At 43.6% G+C, this 10,463-nt stretch carries 11 protein-coding genes; 5 read left to right on the top strand and 6 right to left on the bottom strand.

The features are described 5' to 3' along the window. Positions 1–120: 120 nt before the first annotated feature. Positions 121–1,671, top strand: coding sequence for a sugar ABC transporter ATP-binding protein (locus tag IQ264_RS28960; protein WP_193985544.1), 1,551 nt, complete (start codon positions 121–123; stop codon positions 1,669–1,671). Continuing rightward, the gene (locus tag IQ264_RS28955; RefSeq protein ID WP_193985542.1) at positions 1,671–2,669 is read left to right on the top strand and encodes an ABC transporter permease subunit; all 999 of its coding nucleotides are present in this window, start codon (positions 1,671–1,673) and stop codon (positions 2,667–2,669) included. Before IQ264_RS28960 ends, IQ264_RS28955 begins: the two co-directional genes overlap by 1 nt. A 114-nt stretch (positions 2,670–2,783) precedes the next feature. Here IQ264_RS28955 and IQ264_RS28950 read toward each other — a convergent pair whose 3' ends face one another. Beyond that, positions 2,784–5,495, bottom strand: coding sequence for a valine--tRNA ligase (locus IQ264_RS28950; RefSeq protein WP_193985539.1), 2,712 nt, complete (start codon positions 5,493–5,495; stop codon positions 2,784–2,786). Positions 5,496–5,622: 127 nt separating this feature from the next. Here IQ264_RS28950 and IQ264_RS28945 point away from each other — a divergent pair, with 127 nt between their 5' ends. Further along, positions 5,623–6,012: a GxxExxY protein gene (locus IQ264_RS28945; protein WP_193985537.1), complete on the top strand. Its 390-nt coding sequence runs from the start codon at positions 5,623–5,625 to the stop codon at positions 6,010–6,012. A gap of 57 nt (positions 6,013–6,069) precedes the next feature. Here the strand turns inward: IQ264_RS28945 and IQ264_RS28940 are convergent, their stop codons facing one another. Further along, on the bottom strand, positions 6,070–6,609 hold the full coding sequence (locus IQ264_RS28940) for a carbonic anhydrase (RefSeq protein ID WP_193985535.1): 540 nt from the start codon (positions 6,607–6,609) through the stop codon (positions 6,070–6,072). A 104-nt stretch (positions 6,610–6,713) separates the two neighbouring features. Between IQ264_RS28940 and IQ264_RS28935 the strand changes: the two genes are divergently transcribed. Beyond that, complete coding sequence (locus tag IQ264_RS28935; protein ID WP_193985533.1) at positions 6,714–7,229, top strand: DUF937 domain-containing protein; 516 nt, start codon at positions 6,714–6,716, stop codon at positions 7,227–7,229. Between the two features lie 50 nt (positions 7,230–7,279). Here the strand turns inward: IQ264_RS28935 and IQ264_RS28930 are convergent, their stop codons facing one another. Beyond that, a complete protein-coding gene (locus IQ264_RS28930; protein WP_193985531.1) occupies positions 7,280–8,152 on the bottom strand; it encodes an aldo/keto reductase in 873 nt (290 codons plus the stop codon). A gap of 48 nt (positions 8,153–8,200) precedes the next feature. Continuing rightward, on the bottom strand, positions 8,201–8,488 hold the full coding sequence (locus tag IQ264_RS28925) for a TIGR02450 family Trp-rich protein (protein ID WP_193985529.1): 288 nt from the start codon (positions 8,486–8,488) through the stop codon (positions 8,201–8,203). Between the two features lie 86 nt (positions 8,489–8,574). Here IQ264_RS28925 and IQ264_RS28920 point away from each other — a divergent pair, with 86 nt between their 5' ends. After that, positions 8,575–8,784 (top strand): hypothetical protein, encoded by a 210-nt coding sequence (locus tag IQ264_RS28920; RefSeq protein ID WP_193985526.1) that lies wholly within the window; start codon positions 8,575–8,577, stop codon positions 8,782–8,784. A gap of 154 nt (positions 8,785–8,938) precedes the next feature. Here the strand turns inward: IQ264_RS28920 and petD are convergent, their stop codons facing one another. Together petD and petB are read right to left on the bottom strand one after the other, a co-directional pair. Further along, positions 8,939–9,421, bottom strand: a complete 483-nt coding sequence (gene petD / locus IQ264_RS28915) for a cytochrome b6-f complex subunit IV (RefSeq protein ID WP_193985524.1) — start codon at positions 9,419–9,421, stop codon at positions 8,939–8,941. A gap of 57 nt (positions 9,422–9,478) precedes the next feature. After that, complete coding sequence (gene petB, locus IQ264_RS28910) at positions 9,479–10,147, bottom strand: cytochrome b6 (RefSeq protein WP_193985522.1); 669 nt, start codon at positions 10,145–10,147, stop codon at positions 9,479–9,481. Positions 10,148–10,463: the final 316 nt, after the last annotated feature.

Raw genomic sequence — 10,463 nt, 5'->3', positions numbered from 1 at the left:
GGGTGCAGAGGAGCAGGGGAGATAACTTAAAACTCATAACTTTCTCCCTAACTCAAAACTCAAAACTTCCCCCAGTCCCCAGTCCCCAGTCCCTAGTCCCCTTTTGTAAGGAGTTACGTAATGACAACCGATATCCAACCAACGCCTGCGCCTGCGTCAAGTTTGACTCCCGTGTTGGAAATGCGCGGTATCACCAAACGCTTTCATGGTGTACCTGCTCTCCAAGGAGTGAATCTAACGATTTACCCTGGAGAAGTTCATGCTTTGATGGGCGAGAACGGTGCTGGCAAAAGCACGTTGATGAAAATTCTGGCAGGTGCCTATATTGCTGATGAAGGTGAAATTTACATCAACGGAGAACGGCTCAATATTACCGATCCAGGTACCGCACGGCGGGCTGGCATCAATTTGATTTATCAAGAGTTGAATGTCGCACCCAATTTAACCGTTACCGAAAATATGTTTATGGGCAGTGAGTTGCGCCGAGGGCAACTGCTCGATCGCGAAGGAATGCGGCGAGAAGCTCTTCAGGTGTTGCAGAGTTTGGGTGCCCATTTTGCTCCCGACGATCTGGTATCTGGTTTATCGATCGCCGAACAGCAGTTAGTCGAAATTGCCCGTGCGCTAAAAGACAAAAGCCGGATTCTGGTGATGGATGAACCGACGGCAGCTTTGAGCGATCGCGAGACAGAACGACTATTTGAGGTAATCCACAAACTACGGCGAGATGGCATTGCCATCATTTATATTAGCCACCGCATGGAAGAAGTTTATGCCCTAGCCAATCGGGTCAGCGTATTGCGGGATGGTCAATATATTGGCAGCTTGACAAGGGATGAAATCTCACCGGAACGACTGGTGCAAATGATGGTAGGCCGCCCGATGCAAGACTTCTACGAACATCAGCGACAAACCAGTGTTGGCCCAGTGGTGCTGGAAGTTCGCAATCTGGGCGATGGTCGTAAGGTACAGCCGACCAACCTCACTTTACACGCCGGAGAAATTGTCGGGCTAGCAGGTCTAGTGGGTGCGGGACGAACCGAACTGAGCCGATTGATTTTTGGGGCAGATCCAAAAGCCAGTGGGGAAGTGTGGCTGAATGGCAAAAAAGTAGAGATTAACTCGCCTGGAGATGCGATCGGATCTGGGATTGGTTACGTTCCCGAAGACCGCAAAGACCAAGGCTTGTTTTTGGAAATGACTTCTGGCAAAAACATTGTCCTAAATACGCTGAAGCAGGATGCAAAAGCAGGTGTGCTGAACTGGCGATCGCTCGGCAAAATTGCTAGCGATGCGGTGGAAGACTTCAACATCCGACTTGCCAATCTGGAAATTCGAGCGATGGATTTGTCCGGTGGCAATCAACAAAAGTTGCTGCTGGCAAGGTGGCTGGCGATTAAGCCTAGAGTGCTATTGCTAGATGAGCCAACGCGGGGTGTAGACATCGGAGCAAAAAGCGAAATTTATCGCATCATCAGCGACCTAGCAAAACAAGGCGTTGCCATTTTAATGGTATCGAGCGAATTGCCGGAAGTTGTGGGATTGAGCGATCGCGTCCTAGTGATGCGTGAAGGGCAATTAGTTGGGGAACTGGGTGGTTCTACAGGTACAGAAATTACACAAGAAAACATTATGGCGTATGCCACAGGCGCATCGGAGGTTGCTGAATAATGAGTGAAACTAAATTGCGTCCCATTAAAGATGAAGCGAGCAGTTCTCGATCGCAGCGGCGCAGAGTCGCCAATAACTGGCTTCAAATAGCCGGAATTTTGCCGATTTTGCTGCTGATTTGCATTCTATTCTCAGTTTTGACTCCCAACTTTGCCACAGCAGGGAACGCTGTCAATATTTTACGGCAGGCATCGATCAACATCGTACTCGCCACAGGCATGACCTTCGTCATTCTCACAGGTGGCATTGACTTATCTGTTGGCTCTATTTTGGGTGTGTCAGCAGTTGTTGGCGTACTTGTTTCTCTCATCCCTGCCTTAAGTTGGGCAGCGATACCTGCGGCGCTGTTGACAGGTTTGCTGATTGGTCTGATTAATGGTAGTTTGATTGCTTTTCTTGACTTGCCTCCCTTTATTGTGACTTTGGGTGGTTTGACAGCATTGCGCGGTGTTGCCTATCTTGTTGCTAATGGTACTACCGTCTTGAACCGCAATCTAAACTATGCCTGGATTGGCAATAACTACTTGGGGCCTTTCCCCTGGTTGGTTGTGATTGCATTGCTGACCGTGTTAGCTAGTTGGTTCATTTTGAAACAAACAGTTTTAGGCGTACAAATTTACGCAGTTGGTGGTAATCAACGAGCAGCAAGACTGACGGGGATTAAAGTCGAGCGTATCCTGTTGTTTGTCTATGGTGTGAGTGGATTGCTGGCAGGGTTAGCTGGAGTGATGAGTTCCAGTCGGCTTTATAGTGCTACGGGGTTATTAGGGAATGGTTATGAACTAGATGCGATCGCAGCGGTAATTTTAGGTGGTACCAGCTTTACTGGTGGGATTGGTACAATGCCGGGAACCTTGCTCGGTGCGTTAATTATTGCCGTACTGAACAATGGTTTAACCCTGCTGAATATGTCTTATTTCTGGCAGTTAGTGGTTAAGGGTTTAGTGATTATTATTGCCGTGACGATCGATCGTCTCCGCCGCCGCAACGGACGCTAATAATATCCATACACCCCACCAAAAAACGTTGCTCACATCTGCGTTCATCTGCGTTCATCTGCGGTTCAAAATTTCTAAAATCTCTTTTTTTACCGCAGATAAACACAGATGGACTTACTGAAGTTGCTGCAATTTTTCGCGTAAAATCTCCGCTTGTGTCTGTGCTTCCGCCAAAGCATCCTTATCAGCTTGAACAACTTCAGGAGAAGCATTCGCCACAAAAGCTTGATTATTCAACCGCGCCAAAAGAGATTGAATGTTCTTGTCAATTTTGCTCAACTTCTTCTCTAACTTGCTGCGTAAAGCTGCAATATCTACCACACCCGTTAAAGGAACAATTACTTGAACAGTACCAACAACACCAGTAATTGATTGTCCAACATCCTCATTCAAACTAGGAGTAACAGAGAGTTTTTCCACCTTCGCCAAATCTTGAATATAAGTTTCACCTAATGTCAGAATTTTGCGTTCTTTTTCATTCTCACTTTGCAAAATTGCCGTCACTTTGGTTGATGGTTTAATATCAGCATCAGCGCGTAAATTGCGAATTGTGCGAATCGTGTTAATTAACAAATCAAAATCTGCTTCCAACTCGGAATTAATCAGATTTGTATCTGCTTTCGGAAACTCTTGTAACGCCAAAGAAGCTGATTCATCAGCTTGAGTCAGAGTATGCCAAATTTCCTCAGTAATGTGAGGCATAAAGGGATGAATTAATTTTAAAGTCCCTTCTAAAACGAAAGCAAGAGTTTGTTGAGCAACCTTTTTAGAACTTGCATCAGCATCTTTTTGCAGACGAGACTTAACTAATTCAATATACCAATCGCAGAACTCACCCCAGAAGAAATCGTAAAGGGTTTTCGCCGCTTCACCCAACCCGTAATTATCGATATATTGAGTAGTTTGCTGCACCACCTGATTGTATCGGGAAAGAATCCAACGGTCAGATAATTCTAGGGATTGAGAAATTTCCCCAGTCCCCAGTCCCTCTAAATTCATCATTACGAAGCGGGAGGCATTCCACAATTTGTTGGTGAAATTGCGGGAAGCTTCTACTGCTGAAGACTCACCTTTTTTGCGATTGTAATCTAAGCGAATATCTTGACCAGCGCCAGTAACTTGCCGCACCAAAGTATAGCGTACTGCATCAGTACCATACTTATCAATCAAATCCAAAGGATCGATACCATTTCCCCTAGTCTTAGCCATTTTTACGCCATTTTCGTCTAAGACTAAACCGTGAATATAGACATCACGGAAAGGCATTTTGCCAGTGAAATAACCTGCCATCAAAGTCATTCTGGCAACCCAGAAAAAGATGATGTCAAAACCTGTAACTAGAGTAGCAGTCGGATAATAAAACTCTAAATCCTGTGTTTTTTCAGGCCAACCCAAAGTAGAAAAAGGCCATAAACCGGAAGAAAACCAAGTATCCAAAACATCTGGGTCTTGCTCTAGTTTGACATTTTCGCCAAACTTAGCTTTAGCTTTTTCCCAAGCTTCAGCTTCCGTATGTGCGACAACAAAAGGCGTATGATCTGTGATTTCGTTATTAGTTTCGCTGATAGCATACCAAGCGGGAATTTGATGACCCCACCATAATTGACGAGAGATACACCAATCCTTTAATTTTACCAACCAATCACGATAAACCTTAGTCCAACGATGGGGAACAAAATTGGGGGAATTTTGCTCATCTAAGAATTTTAAAGTTGTTTCACCGAGAGATTGAATTTTGACAAACCATTGAGTAGAGAGGAGAGGTTCGATCGGGGCTTTTCCGCGATCGCTAAATGGTACGCTATGCTTATACTCCTCAATCTTCACCAAAAACCCATCTTCTTCCAACCGTTTAACCACATTTTCCCGTGCCTGAAAACGGTCTTGACCTTGGAACGGCCCCGCATTTTCATTTAGCGAACCGTCCTTATTCATAATATTAATAAACGGCAGATTGTGACGCTGACCCATTTCAAAATCATTCGGGTCATGTGCCGGAGTCACCTTCACACAACCAGTCCCGAAACTAGCATCAACCAACTCATCAGCAATAATCGGAATTTCCCGATTCATAATTGGCAGAGTGAGAGTTTTGCCAATCAAATGTTGATAGCGTTCATCCGACGGATTAACCGCCACAGCAGTATCACCCAACATAGTTTCTGGTCGAGTAGTTGCAACTTCCAAATAACCCGAATTATCTGTAAGTGGATAACGGAAATGCCACAAATGACCATTTATTTCCTTATTTTCCACTTCCAAATCAGAAACCGCCGACTGAGAAACTGGACACCAGTTAACTAAATAATTGCCACGATAAATCAAACCATCATCATAAAGGCGAACAAAAGCTTCAATAACAGCCTTCGTCAAACCCTCATCCATTGTGAAACGTTCCCGTGACCAATCAACCGAGATACCCAAACGGCGCATCTGGTTAACTATTGCACCCCCGGAATTATTTTTCCATTCCCAAGCACGTTCCAAAAATGCTTGACGACCGAAATCAAAGCGGGTTTTTTTCTCCTTTTTAAATTCCTTATCCAGCATGGTATGAACTGCGATGCTGGCGTGGTCAGTTCCGGGAAGCCAAAGGGTGTTAAAACCTTGCATTCGATGGTAACGGACGAGAATATCCATGAGAGTTTGTCCGAAGGCGTGCCCCATGTGGAGACTACCCGTAACGTTGGGTGGCGGAATCACCATGCTGTAGGATTTTCCGTCGTTTTTGGGGTCAGCTTTAAAGGTTTGGTTTTCTGACCAGAATGTTTGCCACTTAGATTCGGTGGAAAATGGGTCGTATTGGGGGGGGAGATTTAGTGTCATTGGTTAAGGGATTCGCTGTTTCTTGTAAAATTTTGCCATAGGGAGAGGGGGAAAGAGTTTTTTTGAACCGCCAAGGACGCAAAGGACGCGAAGGAAGAGAAGGAAGAGAAGAGAAGGAGAAAAAAGAATGAGGCAACCAAGTCAGGAAGTGGAGCAGCTGGCTTATGCTGTTATTGGGGCAGCGATCGAAGTACATCGACTATTAGGGCCTGGGTTTTTAGAGGCAGTTTATGAGGAGGCTTTAGCTGTAGAATTTGACTTGCGAGGAATACCTTTCAAGCGTCAAGTGGTTTTTGCAGTCCACTACAAGGGTCAAGAAGTTGGCGAAGGCAGATTAGATTTTTTAGTGGGAAATAACTTAATTGTTGAATTAAAAGCCTTGGAAAACGTTCCTCCCATACAACAAGCAAGAGTAATTTCTTACCTTAAGGCAACCAAACACCCTCTTGCCCTTCTAATCAACTTCAACGTCCAAATACTCAAAGACGGCATTAAACGCATAGTCCTCTCCTCCTAATCCTTTTCTTCCTTCTTCTTTGCGTTCTTTGCGCTCTTTGCGGTTCAAAAAAAACTCTTAAACCTTCGCCAAAGGACTAATCGGCTTAACATCCGCATTCAGTCCTACAAAGTATAACTCAATATTTAAATCCGGGTAACGCTCCCTAATCTCCCAATAAGCCCTACTCAAATACTCCGTATGCACCTTTAACTCTAAATCCGCATCCTTGCTCAACTCAGGACTAACTTTATCAGCAAAAGCCGCACAATCTTGATGATCCAAAATAATCACTTTTTGAATATGATGCAAGCGATAAGATAACTCTAACTGATCCCAAAAAGCTTGAGCATCAGCCGGATGTGGCAGACCACTTAACGCTAAAGAACTACCCGCCAAAGCAGTTAAATCATATTGATTCCCCAAGTTATTTAAAGATAAAAAATAACGTTCTGCTTCCAAAATCCGAAAATCTATGCAACTGAGAACCAAAGCTTTCGCAGTTTTTTCGGCTAAAGCTGGTCTTGTAAAACCTAAAATACCTAATGAAAGCGCCCCTGGCAAGACCGATCGCAAAAACCAACGACGACTCATCGAACAATCGCAACTATACTTCATGAGGAAATTCAGCCATAAGGCTTTTGTCTATCTGGGTAAACTCTGTTTACGATTATCAAGCAAATGTGAGAACTTTATTTATATAAACTCAAAAACCTAAAACTATGGGACTTTTTGACCAAATACTCAACGCAGTTAATGACCCTAACTTGCAAGCTAATGCAGGTCAACTCGCTAACATTTTTAATAGCGTCCAACAGGTACAGAACAACCAAGGTACTGATAATTCTACAATGCAATCTGCTTTGTCGGGTGTTGGTAGTTTGGTGCGTTCTTCTTTACAGGAAAAGCGCGATCAAGGTGGTAATGAATTAGTTGAAAGTATTATCAATCAATTTGCTGGGAGTTCTCCTAATCCTTCGGCTGTTAATGCTTTATTCGGTTCTCAATGGGAATCTGTTGCAGATGTAGTTTCTCAAAGAACTGGGATCGATCGCAATACCATCCTCCAACTTCTCCCTATGTTAGTACCTCTAGTACTCAATTTCCTCCAATCTGGTAACAATCAACAAAATCCCCAAGCAAGTAATCCTGTTGTTAATAGTTTCCTCGATGCTGATGGCGATGGCGATGTCGATATCGCTGATGCTATGCAAATGGCAAGTCGCTATTTCGGCTAATATTAGTATGTTGTTGCGCTAAGCGCGAAGACAGCGCAACAACGTACCTTTTAACCTTCGGTACCTCGATCGATCTTTGCTATTTCTGCTTCAGTTAATGTCACTTCTAATGCACGCACTGAGTCTTCAATACTCGCAACTTTACTCGCCCCAGGAATCGGTAAAATACTAGGCGATTTCGACCGCAACCATGCTAAAACAATACAATATACAGATACTCCTTTTTCTTTTGCTAGTTTGGCGATCGCTTCTACATCTCCTAAACTACCAACTCTCCGACTCCCACCCAACGGACTCCAAGGCAAAAAAGTTAAACTTTCTCTCTCACAATATCTCAATACTCCATCAATTTCTGGTGCGCGATACCAAGGGTTAAATTGATTCTGTACAGACACAATTTCTACTATGTCACGCGCCTGTTTAATCTGCTCAACTGAAAAGTTAGAAACGCCAACAAATTTAATTAATCCTTCGTCCACTGCTTCTTTGGCTACTGTCAGCGATTCTTTTATACTATACTCTGGATCTGGGGCGTGATATTGCCATAAGTCGATCGCTTTCTTCCCCCCCAACGCCGCAAAACTTTCCCTAATTGTCTTCCTTAAATGTTCGGGATTTCCATTCCTTGTCCATGCACCATTCGGACGCATCAATCCGCCTTTAGTAGCAACAATCACATTACTAAGATCGCCAGGATATTCGCTTAATGCTTTGGCAATTAGTTTCTCATTGTGATGTTTATCTGTCTCATCTTTACAATAAGAATCTGCTGTATCAATGAATGTAATTCCCAAGTCAAGCGCACGATGTATCACTTGAATTGATTGCGATTCAGGCGGTCTGTTGCTTAATGACATCGGCATTCCACCCAGACCGATCGCACTGACATTAATATTAGTCTTTCCCAGGCGTTTTGTTTCCATTACTAGACCTTGGCTGCACCTTTAAATTATAAGTTACTCCAATCAATCTCAGCTTGATTCAAGTATCTCTAATGTCATCTCTTCTTCTGAGTCTATCTCAATATTCTGTATTTCTTGTAAAGTTTGCCACCCAGCTTGCCACATTGTCCGGTCTTTCAAAGCTTTCGCATTAATCCAAAACCGCACGTTTGGATCGCAAGAAGCTACCATCTCAGCAAATACCCACTCGCCTTGGTTTTTGCGGTTTACCACTTGAAAATGTCTCCAACCCCAAGTTTTTTGTAAAGCTGTCCACTTAGAACCAACTAAATAGGGAAATTTCTTATTCTTCGGCATTTTTCAACTTTATCTGTCTCCAGATAGTGTGTATTTCCTAATACTAATTCTAGGCTAAAAACGTATGTTGTTGGTGGAAAATAATTATGGCTGAAACACCTAAACAGCCGGGATATAAAGATAATGTTGATGCGCCTCCTCAAACTGACGATGAAAGAGTGGTAGACCCCAGAGATTTAGTTCGCACTGGTAACATTCCCGACAACCCCAAAGAACTTCTTTCTAATCCCGGTTTTGCCCCGCAAATGATTAATGAAGGCGACAATTTGCGGGGAGATTTACGCGAAGATGAATAACAAATTTTGCTGAATTAATAATTGCTAAAACAATAGCTTTTCTTCCCTTCTGTCTTCTGCCTTCTGCCTTCTGCCTTCTAAAATAGCTTGATGCCTGCTGAACTTTTCTGAGAACAAAAAAATTCAACAGGCATCAATTGAAACTTACTTCAGTTTAGAACAAACCGAGAGTCAGAGATTTGTCGATCGGGAAAATTGCCCCAATACCTAGCCACAGAGTTACCAAAGTACCAAATAAAAATACTGCGGTTGCTACTGGACGACGGAAGGGGTTTTGGAATTTGTTCACGCTTTCAATGAAAGGTACCAAAATCAAACCTGCGGGTACTGCACTCATCAGCAATACACCCAACAGTTTGTTAGGTACTGTACGCAAAATTTGGAATACAGGCCACAAGTACCACTCTGGCAGAATTTCCAAAGGTGTCGCAAACGGATCGGCAGGTTCGCCCACCATTGCGGGGTCGAGAACTGCTAAACCGATACACAACGCGATCGTACCCATAATTACGATCGGGAAGGTATACAACAAGTCATTAGGCCAAGCTGGTTCACCGTAATAGTTGTGACCCATGCCCTTTGCTAGTTTGGCGCGTAATACGGGATCGCTAAGATCCGGTTTCTTAAGTACAGACATCTTTAAAAAGTGCGCTCCTCTGTCGAGATATGAAAAAACAGCAGTTAGCTTCTGATTTTACAAGGGGCCAGAGATACCTTGCTTGCGAATCATCAGGAAGTGTAGCAGCATAAATACTGCAATTACCCAAGGCAGCACAAAAGTATGAGCACTGTAATAACGAGTTAGCGTGGCTTGACCAACACTGGAACCACCACGTAACAAGTCAGCAATCAATACACCAACTACGGGAATCGCTTCGGGTACACCACTAACGATTTTTACCGCCCAATAACCAATTTGATCCCAAGGTAAGGAGTAACCCGTTACACCAAAGGAAACGGTGGTTACAGCCAAAACCACGCCTGTCACCCAAGTTAATTCCCGGGGCTTTTTGAAACCACCAGTTAAATAAACTCGGAAAACGTGCAGAATCATCATCAGCACCATCATGCTGGCAGACCAACGATGGATGGAACGAATTAACCAACCAAAGTTGACTTCATTCATGATGTACTGTACCGAGGAAAATGCTTCGGTGACAGTTGGCTTGTAATAGAAGGTCATGGCAAATCCAGTGGCGAACTGGATCAAAAAGCAAACTAAGGTAATCCCACCCAAGCAATAAAAAATATTTACGTGGGGAGGTACATACTTGGTGGTTATATCTTCCTCAAGTGCTTGGATTTCCAGGCGTTCCTGGAACCAGTTATATACTGACGAGTCTTTTACCTGCTTAGTAAACATGAACCAAGAGTTCCTAATCTCATGTATTGCTGATGTCGCGTTTCCCAATCTCCCGCTTTGAGGATGGGTTTAATTAAAAGCCAACCTTTGTCTGCTTAGGGATAAAAATTTTTGCCCCTCAGAACTGTAAGACAAATACAGTCTGTGTTTAATTTTATGCAGGTTGTTAGCCCTGTTGAGCGTTTTATTTTCGATCCTTTGGAAAAGGATGAGCTTTGCTACGCTCTCAGTTCTATTAAAAAAAGTAACATAGTCGGACATTGGTTTTCATAATTTCCCCAGAGGATTTGGGATGGGGAGATGGGGAGATGGGGGG

It is taken from the genome of [Phormidium] sp. LEGE 05292, assembly GCF_015207735.1.
In the GTDB taxonomy this organism is placed as follows: domain Bacteria; phylum Cyanobacteriota; class Cyanobacteriia; order Cyanobacteriales; family Aerosakkonemataceae; genus Floridanema.
Note: the sequence above shows the minus strand (reverse complement) of the source record. Positions and strands in the feature narration are given on the sequence as shown.

What these genes read in the sequence shown, in the direction of transcription:
- IQ264_RS28960 (WP_193985544.1), top strand. Translation starts at nt 121, where the DNA reads ATGACAACCGATATCCAACCAACGCCTGCGCCTGCGTCAAGTTTGACT.
- IQ264_RS28955 (WP_193985542.1), top strand. Translation starts at nt 1,671, where the DNA reads ATGAGTGAAACTAAATTGCGTCCCATTAAAGATGAAGCGAGCAGTTCT.
- IQ264_RS28950 (WP_193985539.1), bottom strand. Translation starts at nt 5,495, where the DNA reads ATGACACTAAATCTCCCCCCCCAATACGACCCATTTTCCACCGAATCT.
- IQ264_RS28945 (WP_193985537.1), top strand. Translation starts at nt 5,623, where the DNA reads ATGAGGCAACCAAGTCAGGAAGTGGAGCAGCTGGCTTATGCTGTTATT.
- IQ264_RS28940 (WP_193985535.1), bottom strand. Translation starts at nt 6,609, where the DNA reads ATGAAGTATAGTTGCGATTGTTCGATGAGTCGTCGTTGGTTTTTGCGA.
- IQ264_RS28935 (WP_193985533.1), top strand. Translation starts at nt 6,714, where the DNA reads ATGGGACTTTTTGACCAAATACTCAACGCAGTTAATGACCCTAACTTG.
- IQ264_RS28930 (WP_193985531.1), bottom strand. Translation starts at nt 8,152, where the DNA reads ATGGAAACAAAACGCCTGGGAAAGACTAATATTAATGTCAGTGCGATC.
- IQ264_RS28925 (WP_193985529.1), bottom strand. Translation starts at nt 8,488, where the DNA reads ATGCCGAAGAATAAGAAATTTCCCTATTTAGTTGGTTCTAAGTGGACA.
- IQ264_RS28920 (WP_193985526.1), top strand. Translation starts at nt 8,575, where the DNA reads ATGGCTGAAACACCTAAACAGCCGGGATATAAAGATAATGTTGATGCG.
- petD (WP_193985524.1), bottom strand. Translation starts at nt 9,421, where the DNA reads ATGTCTGTACTTAAGAAACCGGATCTTAGCGATCCCGTATTACGCGCC.
- petB (WP_193985522.1), bottom strand. Translation starts at nt 10,147, where the DNA reads ATGTTTACTAAGCAGGTAAAAGACTCGTCAGTATATAACTGGTTCCAG.